Origin of the sequence: Nostoc sp. (assembly GCF_036917755.1) — a bacterium.
Classification (GTDB): Bacteria; Cyanobacteriota; Cyanobacteriia; order Cyanobacteriales; family Nostocaceae; genus Nostoc.
This window is the reverse complement of sequence record NZ_JBALFC010000096.1, coordinates 1-24,215: the sequence shown is the minus strand read 5'-3', so window position 1 is coordinate 24,215 and position 24,215 is coordinate 1. Positions and strand designations below refer to the sequence as shown.

Below are 24,215 nucleotides of genomic sequence, written 5' to 3'. Positions count from 1 at the left end.
TTGGACATTGGGCATTGGGCATTGTGAAAACACTTTCTTCATCCCCTCATCTCCCTCATCCCCCTCATCCCCCTCATCCCCCTCATCCTCCTGACCTGGAAAAATAAGTATAAAAAACTACGCACTCTTTTTCTGGTCACTGACTCGGCGCAAAACACCGTTAATAAACCGATGACCATCGTCCCCACTGTAGCGTTTGGCTAGTTCCACAGCTTCGTTGATGGCGATACTGTCTGGAACTCCTAAGAACTTCATTTCTGCCACAGCAATTTGCAGGATATCGCGGTCAATTTGAGCGAGGCGAGTTACTTGCCAATCTACTAAGGCGCTAGAAAGGAGTTCATCTATAATGTGTCGATTTTCGTTGACGGTAATCACAAGCTCTTTTGCGTAATTACGGACTCCCTTATCCTGATTAGCTAACTGAATCAATACTGGGAAATCAACTGCGGTACCCAACTGATTGATTGCTGTCTGGGTGCAGGCGATCGCTTCTTGCAGCATTGTTCTAGCAGTATTGATGTCGGAAGCCCGAGTTTGGCTACTTAAGAGGCGATCGTTACTGCGTTGCAGTTCACCTGCGGCATTATCGAGGGTATCTTGCACTTCTGAAGTTAGGGTGCGTACTGCTCCTAGCACCAACTTGGATACTAGTTGATCGTCTTCCAATTTATCTAATTTCTTTGGATTGACTGGCAATTGGCTAAGGCTTAAAAGCGCCAATTCACGAGCAATTTGCTGGGGTTTCCGAGGTTGCATAAAACTGAGGGGTGATTGTGCGAGAACTGATTAACTAGGCGGGACAAACTTGTAATTGTATCAACTTTGGCACAGTAAAACAACAACATTACGCATTTGCTTGTGACTTTGCCAGATTGATTTTAAGTTTCTTCAACGGGAATAACCTGCTGCTTGATTTCGTCGTGTTTCACTTCCAGTGTGGACTCTTTGGCGAAAACCAAGGGCGTATTGGGGGCGACAATCCCACCTGATACAACTATTTTAAAGGCGTCTTCAATGGACATGGAAAGGTTCACCACCTCGTCTTCAGGAACGACTGCGTACCATCCGGTAGTTGGATTCGGAGTGGTGGGGATAAAAACACTTAGCACGGGACGAGACATCTGGGATTGGATATCACTGCTGATTGCACCAGTCACAAAGGCGATCGCCCAAATTCCTCGCCGGGGATACTCTACCAAAATTACACGGCGAAACTTGCCATTAGAATCTTTTAGGATTGTTTCTAAAAGCTGTTTGAGGGTTTTATATACCTGTCCTGCTAAAGGAATTGCGTGTAATAATCGCTCACCAAAATCTAACAACCACCGCCCAGCAATATTGCGAGCCATCAAGCCCATCAACAATATACTTAGTAGTGGTACAGCCAATCCTACTAATAAATTCAGTATATTTACTAAAATTGGGTTTAACCCATCAAAGGGATTCAGTTGTTTGGGAATTTGGGTGAGGAAGTTGATTACCCAAGTAGCAATGGTAATTGTCAGCCAGATAGTGGTTGCTAGGGGAATCACTACCAATAAACCAGCAATCAGGTCGTTTTTGAAGTCCTGTTTTAGGCGATCGATTACCAAGCCCCGATTCTCCTGTTTTAAGCTAGAGGAACTTTTGTTATTGGTATCCATACCAGCAGATTCGTCAAATTCCGAAGACTTTAACTTTGGCAACTTCTGCCGCAAGTAACTGTCCAAAACGCTAGCACCTTGGCTGCTGCCGCAAAAACACGTACTTGTTGCTGGAAATCAGCTATTTTCCGACAGCATACACATAGACATCAACCAATCCGATGGCGACTGGTTATTCTCAGAGGATGTTACTTTTCTTTATAAGACTTGTAAATGATTGTTGCAAGTCTCTTAAGTATTACTAATCTACCGCGGTGACATACTCCCCGCGCCGCCCTTCGGGACGGCGGGGGCTTCTAGGTGACTCCCCCTAATGGGTTGGACATTTCCCTAGCTTTTGAAAGGACGGGATGACCCTCCGCCCTGTATTTTATATTTCGCGCTGCGTTGTGGTCACGGCAATAACTAGCACCACACTGGCAACTGTGCCATCGGTCAGCAAGTGTCTTAGAGACTGTCGCCCCACAATCAGAACATTCTTGACTTGTGCCGTTGGGGTTCACTCCTACTACCAAACACCCAGCACTTGCAGCCTTGGTGTTCAGAATTTGCAGAAATTGACCCCACCCAGCGTCGTTCACAGACTTGGCAAGCATTGATTTTGCTAGCCCTTTGATATTTAAGTTTTCATGGGCGATAACAAGAGCTTTAGCTAATAGCCATATTACAGTTTTATAGTGAAAATCTTTACGCTGATTGGCAACTTTTAAATGAGTTTTCGCAACACGTTTAATAGCTTTCTTGCGGCGATTTGACCCCTTGTGTTTTCGAGATAAATGACGTTGCAGCCGCTTCAGTTTCTTCTCGCTTTTGCGGTAATGTTGGGGAATTTCTATTTCTTGGTTGTCACTCGTTACCAAGAATGATTTCAATCCCATATCAACGCCCACAGTGTTGTCAGATGTGGGGATGATATCAGGTTCAATATTCGGTACAGTTACGTCTTCCAGACTAAGACTAATGTAATAGCCGTCAGCTTTACGGGTAATCGTCGCAACTTTGATTTTGAACCCGTCGGGAATTGGACGGTGCAAAATCATCTTTATCTTACCAATTTTGGGTAACTGAATAAACTTACCCGTTAGGTGTTCTGATTTGATTGGGTCGGGAAACGCCAATGAATGATAACGCCCTTTACCTTTGAACCGTGGGCGACCAGAACGCTTGCCATTGCTATCACCTTTTAACCAACGTTCAAAAGTTTTTTCAACCCGTGCTATTACGTCCTGTAGCGTATGGGAGGGTAGCTCTTTGTATTCCGGGAACAAAGCTTTACTGTTAGTTAAATCGCGCTTCTGACTATAGTAATCAGGTTTGTCCTTAAGTGGTGCGATACCGCAAGAAATAATAGAGCATCGGTTAATATCACAGCGATTATTTTCCCACCAGTTAAACCGTTCTCCCAACCTGTAGTTATATTGACGGCGACACAATTCTAGCCAGTTTTCAAAGGTGGCTATCTGTTGCGATGTTGGTCTTAGTCGGTACTGGTAAGCAATTCGCATCTCTACTCTCCCACCCATTCCACAATGTCGCCAGGCTGAACCTTGTAGGTATCACAAATAACTTCTAAAACACGAATAGAGGGCAGGTATTCAGGTTTTTTAGCTAGTTTATAACCAGTAGCAGGAGCAATACCAGTGTCTTTAATGAACTGGTAAGCAGATAAATTTCTGGCCTCCAAGAAGCCTTTGACTCGATTCTTCATGGGCATTCCTTAATAATACTATACCCATAATACTGTAATTTTGTTTATATTGCTATATTGACATTACTACTAAGAAGATAGTAGTATAGAGATACAGAGAAAGCGCCCTGACTGCGAATCTAAAGCGCTTCTCTATCCACATATTCATGGAGATTTCTATTATGACATTAGCAACACTCGACATTCAATCCGTAACCCAAGCCGAATTAGACAATCACATCACCGAGCAATCAGAGCAATCCGCATACTACGAAATTGACTCTACCGATGATGTATTCGGCAAGCTCTACCGCGTTTGGGGTGGCGAAAAGGGGATTAACCTACTTGGCACATTCTACCAGAGCTTAGAAGGTTGCTGGATATCCCAGCCCTGTTGCACCACACAACGCGCATCGTGGGCAACTGACGGACAAGCGATAAACGCCATTCTTACAGCATAAATCAAATTTTCCCATCATCCAGAGACGCAATAATGCGTCTCTTTCCTGCTTTGTAGTCGTTAAAAACTATGGAACTATCAGTTGCTCTTGAAATATCCCTGAAGGAGTGCAGAGAAAATTACGTGCGTGACCTTGTAAATCAATTTGTTTCGTCTCTAGAAATCCAAGGCTTTGCACTGAATGAAATTGTAGACGGGCTAACAAACTACGCCTACATGAATACCGATTCTACAGACGCGGTTTGCTTTTTAATAAAAGCTTCATTGTCATTGAGTAAAACAGAGGATAGTAAATGAAAATTCCTAACAGTTGGACACCGCCCAAATACCACTTTGGTCAACGGGTAAAGCAAGGCGAAATCACGGGATTAGAATATCATCCCCCTGGTACACAGAGAGCTTATGAATTGGGGCAAGGCTGGAGTTACACTGTACTATTGGATGAATATTCTGATTATGTTGAGATTTACAAAGAAAGCCAAATTGAACTTCCAACACCAGAATCACGCAAAGAAATTCTAGTCAACATTGGCCTTTACGAGTCCAGATTAGCAGCATTAAAAGAACAACTGGAAGCGGAACAATGGATTTAGAATCACTTGCTGGAATTCGCCACGGATTAGAAGATTGTCGCCGTGAAGGACTAACAAAGTTTGTTAACGAATTCATGCCAGTTCTGTTTTCACAGGGTTACACCTTCGAGGATTTGTTATCCGCCCTTGCTAATTGGGCGAATGAACAGCCAAGACTTGAAGAAGTTGTAGGACACCTAGAGAAAGCCACAAACGAAATTCACTCTACAAACTAAAAATGGGTTACAAATCAACGGCGCTTGTCTATCTCTGATTTAAAAGCACATTTGGTCTTGACTACAAGTATCGCCGGAAAGTTATCACACCTGCGATACTGACCCGATTGGGTGAATTAATCAATCACATATCCCAGAAATGGGGTTGTGAAGTGATTGAATTCAACGGCGAAAGTGACCATGTTCACCTGTTATTCCGGTACTATCCCCAGATGCAACTGTCAAAGTTTGTCAACGCCTTAAAATCCTACACTAGTCTTATGATTCGCAAAGAGTTTTTGATGGAGATTAGGCGCGTCTATTGGGGTAAACCCGTGTTCTGGAATAGTGCTTACTTTGTCGCCTCGTGCGGTGGGGTGACTGTCGAAGTTCTAAAACAATACGTGCAAAACCAAGATTCCGCGAGTTGCGCCCAAGACAAATTGGCGATTCCTCACCCACCCCACTCATCCCGTCAGCCTAGCGGCTGACATTGATTCGGGGGTGTGTTCGTCATCGCCCCGCCATTCTTCCCATCGCCGCCCTTCGGGACGGCGTGGGGCTGCTGTCGGAAATAGCTCAATCAAAATTTGGTGATGATTGCGAAAGCACGGCCAGGTAAATTGAGGAATGATTTTATCTGGTTAGTTGAGCAGGAGCGACTTTTATGAAAATGTTCCGTTAAAAATATTAATTTATTATCAATACCTTAGCCAATTTACGAGGGTTCAACGGCTGTAGAAACATTGTGAATACGACCTAGAGAGGTAAGCTTGGCAAAAATCTGAGCCAATAAAATAGGCTCAGGCTGATCAGGAAGCATTTTTAACATTTCACGAACATATCGAAAACCACGACAGTAAGCCTTAAGATCAACAATGCCAGAGCCGGGATTATCTTGACGAAACTGAGCTAGAAGATAATGGGATAAGTTAACCATAAAAAAAGAAAGATTAGCAGCATTAGTCACGGCAGTTTGACCCAGGTTCATAAAATCTTCCAATCCCCAGAATTGCTTGGCATCACGAAAGTTGAACTCAATTTGAAAGCGCAGTTTGTAGTAGTCAATTATTTTTTCGTATGATAAATTTAGGTCACTAGAAAATAGAATTACGTGACTGTGAGCATTGGTTTTCAGACTAGTTTTAACCAAAATAACTACATTCAGAGGCTGGGAAAATTCTTTGTGCAGTAAAGTAGCTTGATAAGTACAGGTAAGAATATCGTCATCAATACTACTTTGGCGCGAATATACTTGGGGAATATTACACCAATCAAACCTATCACCGTATTTACGACGGGAACGATGATTGGGGTCAGAATTTTGGTAAGGTATGTATAATGCTGAATCGTGGCGTAACTTGGAAATTATATGCAAGTTAACCTGTCGAGCCATCTGCAAGGCATTATTGTTTCCAAAGTGACCATCTAAGACTAAGTATGTGAGGGGGATAAAATTAGCTATTAACTTGAATAGCTCGTTAATCATCTTCTTGATTCGGAGTAATTCAGATGTGAAAATTACTTCCGTTTTGTTTTTGTTTTTACTTCCTTTTGGTCTTCCACGTCCGCGTTTTTCTTTGGGTTTTATTTTTGGACTTGGCGATACAAGACTTTTTTCTACATCGCTCTTTATTACCTGTTCTATCTGAATTGGAAATGAGTGCCTTTGCTCAACACTTACTAATGATAATGTGAAAAAAGATAGTCCCGATATAGGTTTGCTCAATAGACTTGAAAAGAACTTATCTAACCCATGTGTTTCTTTGCCAGCTTTGGTTATTACTACCTCATCTCCTGCCAACAGATAGACATCATTTGGGCAAAACAAATGCCGACGAAAAAATACCCAGAATACTGTCGCCCAGGGTATGACTGTATGAAAGAATCTCATCACCGTCCGATAACTACCGCCAATGCCTGCCCAACGGGAGATTCCCAACATCGTGACTCGGCCGCTCATTGCTAAGATGGCGATGATTATGTGGTTCAATTGCCGCATAGTTGTAGCGTTGATCTCCGGTAGCAGGCATTGTAACAGTGATAGGATATCAGGCATGGGCTGAAGAGTAGTTTTTGAGTTGTCGTTGTGAGAGACAATAACTCTACTACATCAGCCCTATCTCTTCATACTCTTTTTTTGGCTAAGGTATTGATTATAGAACCCATTTGACATCTTAGGAAGGGACTGCAAGCCTCTTAATCATTAACCTGATGAAGCAGAGGTTGAGTTTGGCAGTGGCACTAGCGAGGGTTCGTTCAAAGTTCTTAACCAGAATTTTACAACGCTCCATCCAAGCATTGGAGCGTTCGATCACCCATCTGGCTATTGCCGGAACAAATCCAGATTTTCCTTGTGCTGCTTTCTCTTGTTTTGAGGGTTTCGTAGAAAGTTGAAACTGGATTTTGGTCATGATCTCTGGGTAAATCCGCTCTAACTCCTGAGTCAAATATTCTGGGTGATATCCATGATCTAGCAGGATGGTGATCTTGGGAATATCACTCTTGTTTTGACTTGAAATAGTCGATGTTGAGAGTAAACTTCTCTTTTAATCCGGCATCATCCGAGACATTGGCTCGAGTGCAGTGTGTAAAGAAGGGAAACCCAAGGGTGTCAATAGCCAGATGCCTTTTAATACCGTTGGTGGCTTTGTAGAAACAAAAACCTTTCGACTCCACACTGGCATTGCAGGTATTTTTCACCGCTTGTGAGTCAATGATAATTAACGTCGTCCAGTACGGTTTTTTTTAACCTGTTCACGCACTTGGACATGTAAGACACTCATCAGTTCCTCAAATACCCCAGCTGCTCGCCACTGTTTGTAGTGCCAATAGACGGTGGAATAAGGAGGAAAATCCTTGGGTAAGTCTTGCCAATTGCACCCATTTTTCAGTTGATAGAGAATTCCATTGAATATTTCTCGCTTTGTCCAGTTGGTCGGTCTAGTCTGCTTCTTAGTCGGTAAGATATCTTGCAATAAGGGTTCAAAAATTTCCCATTCTGTATCAGTGAGGTTGCTGGAATACGCCATTAGCATTGGATTGTAGATGCTGAGGAGTACCTTAATCCAAAACCTCATAAGATGTCAAATGGGTTCTATATATAGATGGATGGATGGCAGTTCTAAATCATCAGAAACAACATCCCCGACTTTTCCAAGAAGTCAGGGATCTATGGCTTTCAATTTTCAGTGCTTCTCGTATTAGATTTAACACGCAATAGGGTAGCACAGGAGTGCTACCCTAATAATGACTCTTGGGTTCTAAGTTATGATTTTATGATCGCATACCCGCCCACCAGAGGCGATCGCTGCTTTTGAATCAAAACTTCTTCACGCTGCATCAGCCTGTGTAGTTTCAGAATCCGCGCACTGCACCTGTTGTATATTCTCCTGTGCCAGAATTACTGTTGCGTCTAAATTAGGCTTTGGTAGATACTTCATTTCCCAGACTTTGAGCAAAATCAGATATTCGTAGAATGCCTGCAATGTACACCAAGCAAGTCCAGCGCGTCCATCTAAACAGCCGCCTAAGATAAAATACATATATATAAACCGTAGCAACGGTCTGGCGGGTAAACGCAAAGACAAATCTTTCAGGGCGCGGCGTTTTTCGATTTCCGATTTGCCAAAGAATAAATCTCGCCAGTTAACCTTTCCTTGCTCTAATTGATACAATGTTTCTTGAGCTTCATCTGTAGAATAACGGTTATGTTTTTCAATCCATCGGCTCAAGCCTTTGCTAGAAGTGTAGTGAGGGTATGTTTCTTTTAAAAAGCTAGTTGCACCTTCACAAACTTCCCGCTCAGTATGACCGTAGTCTGTAAACCACACTTTCCCGTGGCGGAAGAGGCGCATTTGGTAACGGGGATACTGTGTGCTGTAGCGAATCCAATGATTCATGAACATGACACGTTCAGCCACGTAGTAACCGATGTAGTCTGGATTCTGACTTGCCTTTTCGCATTCCGCGAACAGTTCTGGTGTCATGCGCTCGTCAGCTTCGAGAATGTAAACCCATTCGTGCTGCGGGGGGATAGACTCTAACATCCAGGTGCGTTGGCGTCCGTGGCTTTCAAAAGCGTGTTGGATAACGCGGATGGGATAGCCACTAGCGATTTCCACAGTGCGATCGCTACTGCATGAATCCACAACAATGATGTCATCCGCTAGCATCGCCGATTCGATACAAGCAGCAATATCTACTTCTTCGTTATATGTCAGTATGTAAATTGAGAACATTAGCCAAGTTTTATAGTGATTTTACTCAGTGATAATTGCCTTTTTATTGTTATTGGGTGCATGGCAGTATCAGCCGTCAACAATTAATTGGATAGGTCTTACTGCCATGTCAATAGTGGATTAGCGTGCGGTAGCTCTAGGTTTACCACCTTGTACAGCACCTCTACCTCTTAAGCCTGTCCAGCCAATGATAATGTAACCAATGGATAACAGCAAACTGCTAATCCCAATCCGTAGTCCAGACTTCCAAGCAGTATCTTTAGCTTGTTGCTGTGCTTCGTCTCTGCGCTGACGAAGTTGGCTCAGTTGTTGAGTTTGCAGCGTCTGAATATCTGTTTGTTGTTCGATAGCTTTGTCAAGTATTTGAGGATCTTTTTTAGCCTTCCTCAGTAAGTCTTTGATATTTGCGGGAATTTGAGAGCTTTCAAGTGCTTGCTTATATTTTTGGTCATCTTTGAGGATTTCACTAAACTGAGCTTTGGTTTGGTTTCGCAGCTGCTCTAGTTGAGCTTTTCCTTGGTCAGTAGTCAGTTGTGCTTGCAACTGCGATAACCGAGTGTTCAGTTGATTTTCTGCCTGATCTGCTTCTTGGGTGATGCGGTTGACTGTTTGAGTCTTAGCTTGATTGACATTATTGAGGTGCAGAGGAAAAATCAGTAAGAACATCAACCCTAAAATACTTGAGAGGATCACGGCGGGAAATCTTAAATCGATACCTTGGGGGCGATCGCTTCCGGCATCAGCACTCTCAATCCAATAGGCAGCAAACAGAAGCCCCAAACCTACCAGAGGAACAATTCCCCGATCAACTAGCGCTGTTGCCAAGTTGATTTGCCATACCCGATCAGTAGGTTGAAAGGGTAACAATAGAATCAAAAAGTCCACGAAAAAGGACAAAATGCAGATTATTCCAACTACCTTAACAGTGAGGGCAGTACTCATGGAAGTAAAACGGTTAACCATAGTTTTTCAAACTGGCGGTGAATACGAGTGATTTTCATATTTCAAGCTACTTAAATATTGTGCCTATCACTGTGACTGTTGTATAGAAACACAAAGCAGATTCAATACTGGTAAAGGCTATCTGCCTCTTGGTTTTCAACTAGCCACACAGTAACATTTGTTATGTGCAGTGTCTTCAGGAAATTCCTAGTATTTGAAGATACGAAGCTAATGCGGGGCTGGAGGAAAAGACTGATGTGCGATTCGTTAGCCCTAGCGAATAGAATTCACGGCTATACAAGCGAAGTCCGCCTGCGCGGACTAAGAAAAAATTGAGTGCTTGGAAACCCACAGAGGTGGGTTTTGCCTGTGTAGACGCGGTTTCTAACCGCCCTTTTAACGTGTCGCGGAAGTCCCCAGCTTCAATGTACTCTAATGGTAGGTATTGTGAGCGGGGGGTGAGGATTGCATCCAGTATTGTTTTTAAGCGGGAAGCAAAAACAAATACGCTTATGTATGACGAATCCCCGCGATTTTCTGGTAGGATAGTTAATATCTTGACCATCAATGCCATAAGCGAAAACCAAGCTAATAGGTATATGTCGCAAGAGAAAGATTTGGGTCTTGGGAACCAGGACTCCTGCCCTTGGAGGGAATGTCAGACTTTCTAGTACTACGAAGTCCTGGAGGCTGTTCCCGATGAATTGGGAAGCCCCGTCCGTCTTACGGCTGGGTAGTTCACCTATTAACTATATCTCCCTCATCTCCCCTGCAAAGGCTTGTTCCCAAATCGGCAGATCCTCCGGTCGGTCAACATCAGCTAAAGGCGACAAGTTGACATGAGATAAATTCAGTTTGTGGGCAATATCCACAGTTTTCTGGAATACTTGAGCAGTTCCCCATTCAATGTCAACGAATAACTCCGGGATGGGTTGGCGCAAACCAATTAAGTAATATCCACCATCGATCGCAGGGCCAAGTACGAGGTCAAAAGTGTGTAACTTCTCAAAGGCTGTTGCTAGAATCTGGGCATTCACGCCAGGACAATCTGTACCGATGATAATTGCATTTTCTGCACCAGATTGAAAAGCATTTCTAAGCGATCGCACCATCCGCGAACCTAGATCGCCTTCACCTTGAGACTGATAAACGAAATCCAACCCCAGCCAGTCTTGCATGAGTTGCAAATCACCACCTGCAAACTGCACTTCTACAGATATGGCAATGGCTTTTTGCAATTCTTGAACCTGAAATATGGTATATTCAGTCATCTGGCGTTGAAGATTAGCAGCACCAACAGTCCCCAAAGCAGGTATCAATCGGGTTTTGGTTTTCCCTGGTTCTGGATAGCGGGTGAAAATAATCAAGTGCTGTTTTGGGTTTGCTGGTAAGTTCAGCACACAATACCTTGTTTGAATCAACAAGAAATATATTAATAGCTAATAGCAATACTTGTCATCTTTAGCTGTAGTATGCTCCTTTGCCGTTCGCATTTCCCCTAAAATCGTTGAAACAATAACACAACGTTTAGCTTTACCACCAGACTTACTGGATAGCGTGATCCTTCCTAGATCACTAAGGCTTTTAGTGTTACCTTTGTAGTCAAATCTAACTTCTTGTACAGTACTGAGTGACGAGTTAAAGTTTGTCTCAGAATCAAGGCGCACATTAGAATGTAGATTATTCCAGTTAGCAGCAGATGGGTTTACTGTAGCAGGATGAACCGCCCATTGAACAATACCGTTTTGTTCACGAAAACTAGCTTGCCAAGTCAATTTTTCCTTAGTAGCTTGGCTTTTGGCTTGGCGGATAGCAAGGTGAACTTCGCTTCCGGCAGTATTGAGGCGTTGAGTGTTCACAAAAGCCAGCCAGTTGGGTATTCCCAGCGTAGCTAATATACCAATTAATAGAATAACTACTAACATCTCTGGCAAGGTAAAACCACTGTTAGAACGGTTATTAAAGAGATGTTTTGTATTAACTAGATATGGAAAATGCATCTGGGTATTCATTATTATTTTTTAGTTTGTTTTCAACTAACCACATATTTAAAAAACAGAATTCAGGAGGCTGCGAATGTCTGAATAAAGGGGTTTAAATGTTTTATTTTCTTAGCTTTTGTCTTCATGCTTGTTAGTAAAGTTGTAGACAAAGTAGTGGGTAGTATAAGGATGACGGCAATTTTAAATAAAAGTCTTAAGATTAGATTTATCCTCTGGAACCTTGAAGAGTCGTTGAGTAAATATTTCCAAAGAAATATGGCCGCTACTGCACCTTTATATCGATTGAATGGCTGTTGTAGGGCTTTGCATATTAGGTATATATAAAGGTTCGTGAGACTTAATCTCCAAATATTTTTATCAGTTAATGGTCTTACCTGATAGGCACGTTTAAGCACTTGCAAACAGGCTTTTTCCTGCCTTGCAAGATTAGAAGAAACTGAATTAGGACTGATTCGGTATAATATTTGTACAGATGGTACACATACAAAATTGAACTTGTAAGCTAATCGCAGCCACATATCCCAATCCTGAGCAGCATTTAGCGATTCATCAAATCCACCTAATTCTATTATTGCTTCTCTAAGAATCAAGGGGTTGGAACCATTTTCTAGAAAATTACTTACTAATAGCTTTTCATAAACATCACCATTGACAGTAATATGCATACCTGAAAGTAAGATTTCACCATTATCATCGATAGAATCAGTCCAGCTATAAGCAACCTTAGCGCCTAAGTTTTCTTGCAGAGCCTGCAACTGACTTGCCAATTTATCGGGTGTCCAAATGTCATCTGCATCTAAAAAACTAACAAATTTTCCTGTAGCATATTTTAGTCCCCGATTACGACTAATATTTCCACCAGAATTATCAAAGGAAAATATTTTTATTCGGGAGTCTTGAAAATTTGAAATAATCTCTAGTGTTGAGTCTTTTGAACCATCATTGATTACAATTAATTCTAAATCTGAAAAACTTTGATTTAGGACGGATTCAATTGTTTTCTTTATAGTCTTTTCGCTGTTATAAGATGGTATGATTACAGAGATTGAAGTCATATGTTTGGTTTTATTAATTATTGTTTTTTCATTTTATATAGTTATCTATTGAACAAAAAAATGCCTAAAATAAAGCTTTAATGAGTAAAAAGGACTCATCATACTAGCCAAGTAAAATTCCATTTCAAAAACAGCAATTAGATTAGTTTTAAATTGCCCTCTATACTGAATAAAGTGCCGTAATACTCGGCGTAAATTCCCTAAAATAGTTTTCACAAACACTATTGGTTTTTGCCAATTTTTAGTATTTATCAAGCGTAACTGGAAAACACACAAGCCACAGCCGCGTGCCAGAGTTAGGAGATAATCTTTCTCAAGTCGCCAATGCGGTATTTGATGATAACTATGCATAGTAGGGTTATACCAAATTTGCCAGCCTGCATAATGTATGTAAAGCAATGGTTCATAGTCATCACCCTGCACCAAAATACCAGGCAACTTCCCACTTAATGTAGGTTGTTGTGGTACATTTTCACACCATACTTGTTTCCGAACAACAAGCGCCGCACCAGCAGGAAGCCTTAAATTATCCGCATCAAACAAATGTGGATTTGGCCCATGTTCTGTTACAGCTAAAAAAGCTTGAATTCTTTCAAAATTTTCTGGTGGTTTTACTGCATATTCAGCATGAACTTGACCGCCATATGCTCCGGCGTGAGGATACTGTTTACCAAAGGCTACAGCTTGTGCAACCCAATCAAGCGCAGGTAGGACATCATCATCTAAAAATCCAATAAGCTGGCTTCCGGCTTCGCGCACAGCCCGCAACCTTGCAAAAGCGGCTCCCTGTTTAGTTTCTAGGAAATATTTTAAAGGAAAGTTATTATTACAGCTTTTTTGGTAATCCTGAATTAACTCGGCTGTGTTATCGGAACTATTATTATCAACAATAATAATTTCCCAATTGAGGTCTTCTACTCCAGTTTGCTCCAAAAGTAAATCTAATATCTGAGGTAATCGGTTTCTCCCATTATATGTAGGAATAGCTACAGTAAAGTCTAAAGATAGATTTTCAATTAATTTATCCATCCTAATTACCACAATTTATATGTTTGTCATGAGAGTTTCTGATAAGGTAATAACTGGTTAGAGCCTTTCTTAAGCAACTAAGGTACACCCCAATCTTTTTTAGCAAGGTTAAGAGTTCGGCTCCGCTTACTGCTAAAGCCGAGCGGAGCCGAGGCTTTAATAGCTTGGAAAAGGTACATCACCAAGTCGGGAACCGCGATATTCAAATATCTTTTTTGAAATAGGTAAAAAGGACTGATAAAGCTACTCATGAGCAGTTCCATCTCGCAAGCAGCAATTAAGTCAGTTTGAAACATACCTCGATATTTGAGTGCGTAAAGTATAATTTTGCGTAAATCATTAACTAAATACACTAAACTCACCAAAGGTCTTTGCCAAGGTTGTATTCTCAGCATACGAAGGTGATGCCGACTTAAACCCACACAGCGAAATAAACGAATTAAATATTCTCTTTGGAATCGCCATGCTGGGATTTTATGGTAAATACACATTTCTGGGTTGTACCAAATTTCCCAACCTCCTAGCTGGATATGTAGTACTGCTTCTAAATCTTCACTGGCTAACCCAGCTTCTCTACCTTTATGATTTAAAACTAGATTTTTAGGAACTGTTCTCTCCCATGCCTGTTTGCGAACTACTAAGCCAGCCCCTGGAGGTAGCATTTTCATGTGAGCTTTGTATTGGTGGGGTTTTGTACCTCTCTCGGTAATGGCTAAAAAACAAGCTATTTTCTGAAAGTTTTCTGGTGGTTCAACTTCAAACTCACCATGAACTTGGCCACCATAAGCACCGGCTAAAGGATGCTGTTCACCAAAAGCATAAGCTGCTGCTACCCAGGTGGACGTTGGGTAATTGTCATCATCAAGAAAACCTATAAATGTGCCTTTAGCTTCTTCAATTGCCCTTTGTCTGGCGTGTGCTGCTCCCTGTTTCGTTTCAAATAAATACTTTAGTGGATAAGGACACTGCCAATTTTCTTGATAGGTTTGAATAACTTTAGCTGTGTTATCAGTGCTGTTATTATCTACAACTATAATTTCCCAAGATAAATGTTCTGTATATAGTTGATTTTGTAGTCGTTCTAGTAGTTCAGGCAAACGACTTTGACCGTTATAAGTTGGGATAGCTACAGTAAAGTCAATGTTTTCAGTCATTTGACAAAAGTTATATTTTATTAAGGCGATTTTTAAGGCATTTAAAATCAGAAAACTGCACTAGATGTTAGAATTTTACTCTCAAAGTGCAGTTTGATGTTCAGTATTATTTCGTATTTTTATAAATTTTCACTATGAAGATTACTCTGACAATTCAGGTCATGTGGAAAAGCCCGCGAAAGACCTAACCCCCTAGCCCCCTTCCCGACAGAAAATTCAAAGTCTCTCTCCTAGAAGGCTACCGTGTACACACAAGTCTCTCTTGATGCAATTTACGGTTTATCCAATAGCCCAAAGAAACCTCACCCTGGTTCTGCTACGCAAAACCTGTCCCTCTCCTTACTAAGGAGAGGGATTAGATTAAAGTCAAGACTCTTTGAGGTTTTGTTTTGGCTAATTCGATGACTTCTGTATACACCGTAGCCTAGAAGAAGAGAGATAAAGAAGAGAGGTTTTCCAGATAAGTAAGTGGGTCAAATTAAATATAAAACCTCACTCTGCCTCCGGCTTCCCTCTCCTTACCAAGGAGAGGGATTGAGGGTGAGGTTTTATCTTATATTTAATTGTGCCTTCCTACTTAAGTAGAGCGGCGTGAATAATTTAAGGTTTGTAGTGAGGACTAATCTAAATATTTTTTACATTACTTAATGTACTTTGATTTATTCTCGCCGACTTACTTACTGTGAAAAGTCAGGAAGATTACTTAATTGCATAGGGAGTCTTTTGCTGTTACCATTGCTCCCAAGAGAGTTTCCACAATCACGCATCGCTGTACAGTACTAGGCAATGTTGTAGAGTTTGCAGAGTTTGGTACAGCTACCACTATTCTTAAGCCAGGTGGAACATCTGTCGGAGGGGTTATAATAGGTGTTCCAAAGTTTGGAGCTGATGTTGAAGTTGCTAAAGCTCCCGTAGAATCAAAGGTAATCGTTGCTGATGGACTTGAAGTTGTTAACACACTTGAACCAGGGTTGGATACTTTAGAAGTAGAATTGACAATATTTGTACTACTGAGATTTGTGCCCAGCAGTAATTGATTAGAATTGGCTCCCACATCTGCCCCTAAAAGTTTCCATGTGCTGATGGTGCTGATTCCAGCATTAGTACTATAAATAGCAACGTATATACCTTGATCTGCGCTATTTTTCTGAAAACTGACACTGTAGCTAAGTTTAGTTTTTTTAGCTTGGCTCTGTGCTTCTTGCAGTGCGGCGAAAACAGCGTCGTTAACCTTATTTACCCGTTGCCGATTTACAAAGGCAAGCCAACTAGGAGCTGCGATCGCTGATAAAATTCCGATCATCAGGATTACTACAAGCATTTCTATTAAAGTAAAGCCAGCATCCTGTTGAGGGTGAAATCGCTCTTTAGTGTCTTTATTACACATCTTAGTGTGGAATAACTTTAAAGTTAGGTTGCTCATAATGCCCCATCATTAGTTGTGCTGTGTATTATCGAGTTTATTTAGCAAATAAATATCCATGTCCCTGCACGCGGACATTTGCTGTTGGAAAGTAAGTTTGGTTAGTTGAAGAGTAATTAAAATTGCTAGTTTGCAACCGCGCTAGCGCATTGCCTCGTAAAAACACCTGTGCTGTCGTGTTGGCAACATCAACGCAAGTATAAAAGCCCATAAAACTACCTGAACTAAGTGTTCCAGTGGGGCAAGTAAGAATTGTTGAACCAATAGAGGTTTGATCGATATAATCAATTAGTACAGAAGCAGGGTTAGCGTAAGCTTTTGAGGCTGTAGCTTTCCATGAATTCATTTTCTGAGTTAGACCTGCGGCACTTGCTAGATTCAGGTTAAAACGCTGAAAACCTGCCTCGGGGCAGCTGCTGCTGCTGCTGTCAATATATTTGTCATTGGGATAGTCAGTACCACAATTACCAGCATTAGTAGTACCACTAGCAGCCAGAACTCCATCACGAATTTCAAATCTGGCAATACGAGCTGCATTTGACCAAGTAGGATTACTATCTTTGATTAAATAGTAGGCAACTAATGAGTAAACAAAAGTGTCATTTATTTTGTTTGCTGTAGTGCTGCTGGAAAGTGTAATCGCACCTGCGAGAAACTTGCGTTTCCAAAACACCAGAATTGGTTGACAAGTAGTAGAAGAATTACATCCAGTAGCGATGTTAACAGGGGGTATTTGGTCTTTAATTCCTGGTGGAACAGTGCTTGAAGTGTTAGTCAGTGCGTAATTATCATATATGTAGACAGCTTGTTCTAAATCATTGGCGATGTAATCAACTGCTGTCTGGATTTCTTGTTCAGAATTTGCCTTTGCTTGCTCCTTCTGATCTGTACTGAGAATATTAACCATGAATGCTAGCAGTGGTGTAAGCACGAGGAATGCCAGCAATAAGCCTACCAAAAGTTCTATCAGGGTAAAACCATTAACTTGCTGAACAAACTTAGAGCGTTTCAGCTGAATGCTGAGAAGAAATTTGAGTACATTCTTCATAACTACGGTCTGCCCCTTAGAAGATGTTTTAAAATTATTGGGCGAATATAATTCGCTACTACACAACCAAAGTCCACCTCCGTGGACTAATACAAATTCAAGGGTTTGTTAACCTGCGGAGGCAGGTAAAGTCTCGTGTAGCCGCGACTTCTAGTCGCCCAGGCGAATTATATTCACTACTACTTATCTGGAAAATCTCTCTCCTAAGAGAGGCTTTGAATTTTCCCCCTTCCCTTGTGGTAAGGGGGTTAGGTTTCGCGTTGGTTTTTCCACATAACCTGAAAAGTCAGCTTTCAACCTGACTGCACACAATTAATTACAAGTGGTGTTACTAGTAACAGGATTGGTGGCAGGAATAGCAAGACGCTGACACAGAGCATTGAAAGAAGTGTTTTTAGAAGCAATTACAGTAGTCATTTCCACTAGTGGGGATTGCGTATTGCCTAAAGTCCCAGTGAAAGTGTTTTGTCTTTTATTGTTACTACTATTGCTAGCATTGACAGTTTTAGTAAAGTTAATATCTGACCGATAAACTCGAATTCCCAAACCGTAACCATCGATTGGTAGACCTGTTGTGGCACTAATTGGGGTACTTCCTGTTCCTATAATTTTTACAGCCTGAATGTAAAATAGGTTACTTGTACAGCTTGGGGCACTAATAGTTAGGTTGTTGTTTGCGTCTTTTGTCACGCAATATAACGATGTTGATACTGTAGGAACTGCCATATTTGTGGTGGTCAGTAAGTTGTCAGCTAAACTCCTGGTTGCATCGGTTGATGCAGGCAATACAATAGTGGCATTAGTCGTAGTAGTGAAATTAGTGGGTTCAGGAATTGCCACTGCTCCGGTTTTCACACCGTCAATGAAAGTTCTGGCAGCTTGTGTGGCTTGTTCTACCCGTTTTGATTGGACACGAGTTGCTGTTGCAATCACAATTGTAGGTGCGATCGCTGCCAGTAAAATAGCAACTACGATTATTGCTACTAGTGACTCAATGATCGTAAAACCAGACTCATCAGATCGGTGAATTTGTTGCTGTTGTTTGTGCTTAATCATAGTTACTCTCCAGTTTCTAAGAATTAAAGATTAACTACAGCCAGAGGTAGGACGTTGATCGGCATCGACGGCATAAGTACTGTCTGAGGCTTTTTTGGCACATAACAACGTTTGCACCCATGTATCATCTCGACCGACTTCCCGGAAATACTCATTGGGTTTGTTATTTGGCGTTATCGCTAACTTTTGCGAAAATGCATCTGGTGATTGCGACAGCAAGGCGACATCATAACCCCACTGGCGACTGGGAGCTATGTAAAAAGGTAATAGACCACTGCCATTACCGATCGGATATGCTGCGGATGAATTACTTAAGTATGCTACAAATGGTCCAGTAGCATAGGCACTACGAGTTCTTTGGATAAAAGAGCCGTTAATTGTAGCTACAGTAGCTGGGCTGCTAGTTGGGTTCCAATTTTCTAAGAAGCGGACAAAGTTGTGTAAGCCACCATTATCTTCTGTAGGACGAGCTGGGGTGTCTGCCCCTGCTGCGGCTAAGTTAAAGGTGGTAGCTGTTGCCCATTGCAACCAATAAGAACCCTGTTGGTTGCCAGGTCCCATTATGTTACTAGATCCTGATGGTGGTGCATTTTCATCACTAGTGCTGAAAGCAACTTCAATTTGTAACACTGGCGATAAAGCTGGTTGGACTGTTGTTGTAGCAGTTGGTGGTGGAGACACTATTGGGGGATTAGTATTACTGTTGTTTGATCGGAACCATAAAGCATTAGCTTTGTTATTTGGTTGGCTAGAACTAAAAGTACTCAGTGGAAATGAAGTTATATTCCCGCTACTATTGATACCTATAATGGTTGCTTGTAGAATGGCTGCCTTACTAGTATCAAGCGTGAGTTGTCCCAATGTAATTACCGATGTACTACGGAGAAAGGCAACACGTCGAGGATAGCTTAGATATTTAGAATTAGTCGGTAATTGTGCTGTTGTACCTGCTAAATGGGTGTTCAAAGAAAAAGTCTTTCCAATACTACCAGCATCCGAGGCTCTTAGACCTGCTGGATATGCAGCAAGATCAAGGGGTAGTGCTACGTACCAATCAGTGCCCGGATCGCAAGCTGAAACAGGTAGTTTCTGACATACTTCCATTAAATACTCTGGGGCACTTTTCCTTCGCTGGATGGGTGTAACAAAGTTATTGAGGTAAGAACTATTTATAGTGGCAAGGGGCAAGTCACTATTATTGATGTCATACCAGGCAGCATTGATGACATTAGCGTTGTTTGTATTAAAAAACCCATTGTTCAGAAATTTGGTAATAGAAGTGCTATCCCCCAAGTTATTATTCAGGTCATAGTCTCCATCGCTGCGGTAACCCCTCACAAAGTTACCAGAAAGAAGTGTGATCGCATCTGACAACACGCTGACAGGTCGCCATGCGTCCCCAGTGGTACAGTTTGGTAATCTAGGGTCACCAGTACGACAAGCAAAGTTTGGATTAAAGTCTGATGAGGTTGCACCGCGAGAGTAAAAATTGCCCCAATCACTAGCTAGAGTTGTATTAAACTCTTGTTGGGTATGTATATTAAAGTTGCCTAAAATATATACAGGTAAATTAGAAGCTAGAACCAAGCCTTTTTCTGCATCTGTGTAAGTCTGAACACGCCAGACGCTTCCGTTGGGGTTGCCAGTGGGGTCGCCGTTGATCAACATAATCGCATTGGGACGGCGAGTTGGGTCAAGTTTGAAGTCTACAGGGCTATTTAATTTTTGTATATCTCTGCCACTACTAGAACTGGCACTTAAATCTAAAAGTGCATCATCACGAGTAGCGTAAATAATACCGCTATTGGGAATTAAGTATTCCTGTGGTGTTGCACTACCATATTGCTTCAGCCGCAGCGCGTTATAGTCTAATACAGTGGTGCGAATTTCCAGAGGTTGGCGGGTTTTTTTGTCCAGTTCATAGTCTGGAGCCGTCAAACCAGGAGATGCAGGTGGTACCGTGGCTATTATTGTCCCAGATCCATCTCCATTTACACCATCAGCGTTGGTGAACGTTTCTACACCAGTTGTTACATCTTGATGAATTGCCTTAATCTGTCTGGCATCTAAAAAAGCAGTTTCGTAAATTGCGCCGTGAGGGATGACACTAGTACTTGGAGAGCCGATAGTACCATCTAATATTTGGATGGCACAAATAGCAGCGTCAATAGCAGACTGCTCTGAAATTGTCCGAGAGGTGGCTAATTTTGGCAGAGCGGTTTTCAGTACTTCATTTACGAACCGCCCATTGGGATACATTAAACTACCTTGGTAGGTTAGTAAAGCTGAATAGTCAGAAACACCCTTTGTTGGAGCTGCGTAGACAATACCATTATGGGAGTTGCCACCGGTGGCTTTGTCATAGATAAAACCTGTCACAGACGGAAGACTATTGAGGTTCTTAGCTTTAGTGCTATTGGTTGGGTCATAGTAACTACTTATACAAGCAATGGGTTTAGGGGTTGCCGCACTGTAGCCAGTCGCTTGGTAGTGATACACTGCTGTAGCCCGCATCCGTAAATATGGTTGATTTGATACCTGGATTGTTGAGTAGTCAAAACCACCTATTATACTTCTAGCATCAATGCTTGTAGCAACGGTAGCTGTTCCTGAAGGAACTGGCATCATATCTGACCAGATTCGGGTTCCAGCCCCGATGAAGCTTGGAGTACTAACAATCAAATTACTAGGCAAATAAATCCCTGCACCAGTCACTACCCGTAAGCCACCCACAGGAGCGGCGACAGTAGTTGGCACTGTGGCAGCTGCTGATTCCCAGTCTCCATCTCGAACAACAGTTCCTAAATCAGCTAGTTGCTGTACACGACTGCTGCGAGTGCGAGTTCCACTTCCGCTATCCCAGTTAATATTTGCAATATTTTGGGTATCTGTGGTAGTATCTGTACCAACAAATGTCGTTCCGTTCCACCACAATGCAGGTAAGTTATTGCCAAGCAAAACGCGATCGCCAAGGTATTGTTCTTTACCTAATTGTTGTTCTGTAGTTGGTTGTGTAGCTTTAGGTAGCAGGTTAGAACTATTAATCTTAAGTGTTAAATTGGAATAATTAGTTTTAGTTTTACCATCACTAGCTTGAAAGGGATAAACCCAAGTGTCTGGTGGACGAAGTGACTCCCCACTTCCTTGTAGCGGTGTATGAGCAATATCCGTAGCATAACTTCCTGTTGCATTTCCACCAAAAGCAACTTCACCATAGGGTACACGGCGGGTACGTTGTTGAAAGTAAATTACTAACTGGTTATTACGGACACTAGCTAGTTGCGTTGCACTGGCAGTAGATGTAGTTAGATTTAATAGTTGTAGTTGCTGTGTAATGCCATCTTGGACTTGGTGTGGGTCAGCAGTATATGCAGAGTTAGCCACCACCTGTGCTTGCACCAAAAGATTGATGCGCTGTACATAAGCTAGGCTGTTGTAGGCAATATTATTCGGTTGGTCAGTGACTGATTTGTTAGATGTAACATCAAAAGCTGTATTAGGAGCAACTGCTTGGCCTTGGAATAAATGCACTCCAGTACTGTTACTTGAATCACCACTAGCAGTGAAAAGACCCGCTCCTAAATTGCCACCTACAACAATTTTGGCATTTTCCTCACTGTAGTAACAGGAATTTTGACTACTAACCTGATAAAGTGTGATAGTAGCACTATTGCTACCAGTCAGGAAGTTACTATTAGTCAAGATCCGTCCATTTAGGTTAAATGTGGTACCAGGGGTAAGTTCTATATCATCGTTATAAACCACCGCATTGTTAACTAGCGGTAGTTGCACACGGTCTTGTTGATACTCTAAACTTGAAAAACCTTTATTCCCTTGAAAAGTTTCGTAATTACCAGTCGCTGCTGTGTTAGTAATAGGAACATTAGCAGTGTAGACAAAAAAGCTTTTTTGGAGCTGACTAGCAATATTAACCCAGCCCGAACTCCCCACCAAAGTAGCACTTGTTGCCACACTATTTTTACAACTGTTGCTTACACTACCAGAACTCATGGGCGGAGTTCTTGCCTCTAGAGGATTTCTAGGGCGGCTGTATGTGCCGCTAGTTATAGGCGGGGTTCGGAAGTAAATTCCATAAAGAGTATAGGAGTCAAACTTCCCATTGTTATTTGTATCAATGGGGAACATCCATGCAGTTGTCATATCTGATGGCTGACTTTCTCCTGTTGGTACAGTTGGATAGTTATAATGTACTTTTAGTGGAGTTTCGTCTCCAAAAGTATATTCAGGCAAATTAGTACTACTACTTAAGGTACTCTCTAAAACTGTATCTGAAGGTACGGCTCGTGGCAGTCGGCTGTCAATAAATAGCTTGTCTAATTTTGCTCTAGCTCTGTCAAGGGCTGGTGTCGCGGCGTTAAGTACAGCCTGATTCACTCGGACATTACTAGCGTTTTTCGAGCGCTCAAAAGACCGAAACAAAATTGCAGTTGTTAACAGCACGACGACCAAACTTACCATCGCCACTGTCGGCAACAAAAACCCAGCATTCTCCGAGCTGCGTCTTCTTGGAGTGCCATAAATAGTCCGCAGTAGCCAAATGATTTGCTTGTTAATTGCAGATAAAAACTGCTTGCTAATTTGTCTAAAGGTTTTTTGAATTACCTTGAATAGCTGACGTTTTTGAGACATAGCTGCTTCCCTGTCAAGTGGTTTATAGCGGATTTTTGATTTTTTATCAAAGTTGGCAATTGTGCCTACAAATTAATTTTTTAGGCAAAGAATGAAACTATATTTATGTAACTACTGCATCTGGCTTTCCTAACTTCCAAATCAAGTAGCTAAAACAAAAGAGAATTTACTAAAGTTATATCATTTATGAGTTGTTCATCTTATCCGGTAAATACTGATTTTTTGAGAATTATTTAATCCAATTCCACAAATAATAAGAGCATGATGTCACAGTATAATTGCGGGAATGTATTTTTTTTAATGTATCTTTATGAAGATGTTGTTAGCATAGCAAGCTTATAATACCCACCTGTGATAGGAAAGATATCAGTTGGGTGCAAAATAACCAGAGGTTCGGCTCAGATTCGCCGGGCGTCTGGAAGTCGCGGCTACACGAGACTTTACCCACAAGAAAAGCGACGGGCTGAACGTTTAGCAGAGCAGCTACGCGCACTTAGTATCAAGCCTGATTTTGGTGATGAGTAAGATTAATTAATTTTATCATTCAGGTTTAATCCTGCTCCCCTCTCCTTAATAAGGAGAGGGGCTGGGGGTGAGGTTCAACTACTATCCCCTTAAATTTCGTATATTCTGAGCAATACTTTCCAGCACCCCAGACAAATTAGCATATACATCATTATTCCTAAATCTAATAAACTTAATTCCTGCTGATTGAATAAATTCTTGTCTTGCCTTATCGTATTCAGCAGCACCTTCTTGAAAATGGCTTTCACCATCAATTTCTATAGCTAAATTAAATTCAGAACTATAAAAATCTATAACAAACTTATCGACACTATATTGTCGGCGAAACTTGCAGTTTTCTAGCTGTCTATCTCTTATTTTATCCCAAATAAGTTTCTCGGCTTTTGTGATATTTTGGCGTAATATTCGCCTTTTTTCTATCGTACCTATGCTGAGAACCTCCGGCTTTTAGCCGGGGGATGAAAGCTATCCGCCTGATTTATCAGGCATTTTAGTTTTAATTATTTTTT

At 41.6% G+C, this 24,215-nt stretch carries 23 protein-coding genes and 1 pseudogene; 4 read left to right on the top strand and 20 right to left on the bottom strand.

Going from position 1 to position 24,215, the window contains the following annotated elements:
* Nucleotides 1–117: 117 nt before the first annotated feature.
* The 4 genes from nusB to V7L05_RS20690 form a co-directional block, all read right to left on the bottom strand.
* Nucleotides 118–759 (bottom strand): transcription antitermination factor NusB, encoded by a 642-nt coding sequence (gene nusB, locus V7L05_RS20705; protein ID WP_335166742.1) that lies wholly within the window; start codon nt 757–759, stop codon nt 118–120.
* Between the two features lie 122 nt (nt 760–881).
* On the bottom strand, nt 882–1,646 hold the full coding sequence (locus V7L05_RS20700; RefSeq protein ID WP_335166751.1) for a DUF502 domain-containing protein: 765 nt from the start codon (nt 1,644–1,646) through the stop codon (nt 882–884).
* 296 nt (nt 1,647–1,942) lie between these two features.
* Nucleotides 1,943–3,151 (bottom strand): RNA-guided endonuclease InsQ/TnpB family protein, encoded by a 1,209-nt coding sequence (locus V7L05_RS20695; RefSeq protein WP_335166740.1) that lies wholly within the window; start codon nt 3,149–3,151, stop codon nt 1,943–1,945.
* A gap of 2 nt (nt 3,152–3,153) precedes the next feature.
* Complete coding sequence (locus V7L05_RS20690; RefSeq protein ID WP_335166738.1) at nt 3,154–3,354, bottom strand: helix-turn-helix domain-containing protein; 201 nt, start codon at nt 3,352–3,354, stop codon at nt 3,154–3,156.
* A gap of 161 nt (nt 3,355–3,515) precedes the next feature.
* Here V7L05_RS20690 and V7L05_RS20685 point away from each other — a divergent pair, with 161 nt between their 5' ends.
* The 4 genes and pseudogenes from V7L05_RS20685 (at nt 3,516) to tnpA (ending at nt 5,071) form a co-directional block, all read left to right on the top strand.
* Nucleotides 3,516–3,794, top strand: a complete 279-nt coding sequence (locus tag V7L05_RS20685) for a hypothetical protein (RefSeq protein WP_335166737.1) — start codon at nt 3,516–3,518, stop codon at nt 3,792–3,794.
* Between the two features lie 292 nt (nt 3,795–4,086).
* Entirely contained in the window at nt 4,087–4,386 is a 300-nt protein-coding gene (locus V7L05_RS20680) for a hypothetical protein (protein WP_335166735.1), read from the top strand.
* Nucleotides 4,377–4,601, top strand: coding sequence for a hypothetical protein (locus V7L05_RS20675; protein WP_335166734.1), 225 nt, complete (start codon nt 4,377–4,379; stop codon nt 4,599–4,601). The genes V7L05_RS20680 and V7L05_RS20675 overlap by 10 nt, the downstream gene beginning before the upstream one ends.
* 24 nt (nt 4,602–4,625) lie before the next feature.
* Nucleotides 4,626–5,071: pseudogene (gene tnpA, locus V7L05_RS20670) on the top strand (IS200/IS605 family transposase).
* Between the two features lie 227 nt (nt 5,072–5,298).
* Here tnpA and V7L05_RS20665 read toward each other — a convergent pair.
* The 16 genes from V7L05_RS20665 to V7L05_RS20590 all read right to left on the bottom strand — a co-directional run bounded on the left by V7L05_RS20665 (nt 5,299) and on the right by V7L05_RS20590 (nt 24,111).
* Complete coding sequence (locus tag V7L05_RS20665) at nt 5,299–6,639, bottom strand: transposase (RefSeq protein WP_335166732.1); 1,341 nt, start codon at nt 6,637–6,639, stop codon at nt 5,299–5,301.
* Between the two features lie 118 nt (nt 6,640–6,757).
* Nucleotides 6,758–6,994 (bottom strand): IS5/IS1182 family transposase, encoded by a 237-nt coding sequence (locus tag V7L05_RS20660; RefSeq protein ID WP_335166730.1) that lies wholly within the window; start codon nt 6,992–6,994, stop codon nt 6,758–6,760.
* An 85-nt stretch (nt 6,995–7,079) separates the two neighbouring features.
* Nucleotides 7,080–7,259 (bottom strand): hypothetical protein, encoded by a 180-nt coding sequence (locus V7L05_RS20655; protein ID WP_335166749.1) that lies wholly within the window; start codon nt 7,257–7,259, stop codon nt 7,080–7,082.
* A 44-nt stretch (nt 7,260–7,303) separates the two neighbouring features.
* On the bottom strand, nt 7,304–7,660 hold the full coding sequence (locus V7L05_RS20650; protein ID WP_335163334.1) for a transposase: 357 nt from the start codon (nt 7,658–7,660) through the stop codon (nt 7,304–7,306).
* Between the two features lie 252 nt (nt 7,661–7,912).
* The gene (locus V7L05_RS20645; RefSeq protein WP_335166728.1) at nt 7,913–8,821 is read right to left on the bottom strand and encodes a glycosyltransferase family 2 protein; all 909 of its coding nucleotides are present in this window, start codon (nt 8,819–8,821) and stop codon (nt 7,913–7,915) included.
* 120 nt (nt 8,822–8,941) lie between these two features.
* The gene (gene hpsJ-B, locus V7L05_RS20640; protein ID WP_335166726.1) at nt 8,942–9,784 is read right to left on the bottom strand and encodes a hormogonium polysaccharide biosynthesis protein HpsJ; all 843 of its coding nucleotides are present in this window, start codon (nt 9,782–9,784) and stop codon (nt 8,942–8,944) included.
* A 728-nt stretch (nt 9,785–10,512) separates the two neighbouring features.
* On the bottom strand, nt 10,513–11,163 hold the full coding sequence (locus V7L05_RS20635; RefSeq protein ID WP_335166724.1) for a TIGR04282 family arsenosugar biosynthesis glycosyltransferase: 651 nt from the start codon (nt 11,161–11,163) through the stop codon (nt 10,513–10,515).
* A gap of 39 nt (nt 11,164–11,202) precedes the next feature.
* Entirely contained in the window at nt 11,203–11,763 is a 561-nt protein-coding gene (locus V7L05_RS20630) for a pilus assembly FimT family protein (protein ID WP_335166723.1), read from the bottom strand.
* 62 nt (nt 11,764–11,825) lie between these two features.
* Nucleotides 11,826–12,821, bottom strand: coding sequence for a glycosyltransferase (locus V7L05_RS20625; RefSeq protein WP_335166722.1), 996 nt, complete (start codon nt 12,819–12,821; stop codon nt 11,826–11,828).
* Between the two features lie 45 nt (nt 12,822–12,866).
* Nucleotides 12,867–13,850, bottom strand: coding sequence for a hormogonium polysaccharide biosynthesis glycosyltransferase HpsE (hpsE, locus tag V7L05_RS20620; RefSeq protein ID WP_335166721.1), 984 nt, complete (start codon nt 13,848–13,850; stop codon nt 12,867–12,869).
* 77 nt (nt 13,851–13,927) lie between these two features.
* The gene (hpsE, locus tag V7L05_RS20615) at nt 13,928–15,004 is read right to left on the bottom strand and encodes a hormogonium polysaccharide biosynthesis glycosyltransferase HpsE (protein WP_335166720.1); all 1,077 of its coding nucleotides are present in this window, start codon (nt 15,002–15,004) and stop codon (nt 13,928–13,930) included.
* Nucleotides 15,005–15,707: 703 nt separating this feature from the next.
* Nucleotides 15,708–16,427, bottom strand: a complete 720-nt coding sequence (locus V7L05_RS20610) for a pilus assembly FimT family protein (RefSeq protein ID WP_335166719.1) — start codon at nt 16,425–16,427, stop codon at nt 15,708–15,710.
* A gap of 37 nt (nt 16,428–16,464) precedes the next feature.
* Nucleotides 16,465–17,475 (bottom strand): hormogonium polysaccharide secretion pseudopilin HpsC, encoded by a 1,011-nt coding sequence (hpsC, locus tag V7L05_RS20605; RefSeq protein WP_335166717.1) that lies wholly within the window; start codon nt 17,473–17,475, stop codon nt 16,465–16,467.
* Between the two features lie 312 nt (nt 17,476–17,787).
* On the bottom strand, nt 17,788–18,531 hold the full coding sequence (hpsB, locus tag V7L05_RS20600; protein ID WP_335166715.1) for a hormogonium polysaccharide secretion pseudopilin HpsB: 744 nt from the start codon (nt 18,529–18,531) through the stop codon (nt 17,788–17,790).
* A gap of 30 nt (nt 18,532–18,561) precedes the next feature.
* On the bottom strand, nt 18,562–23,181 hold the full coding sequence (gene hpsA, locus V7L05_RS20595; RefSeq protein ID WP_335166713.1) for a hormogonium polysaccharide biosynthesis protein HpsA: 4,620 nt from the start codon (nt 23,179–23,181) through the stop codon (nt 18,562–18,564).
* Nucleotides 23,182–23,787: 606 nt separating this feature from the next.
* Nucleotides 23,788–24,111, bottom strand: a complete 324-nt coding sequence (locus V7L05_RS20590; RefSeq protein ID WP_335166748.1) for an endonuclease domain-containing protein — start codon at nt 24,109–24,111, stop codon at nt 23,788–23,790.
* Nucleotides 24,112–24,215: the final 104 nt, after the last annotated feature.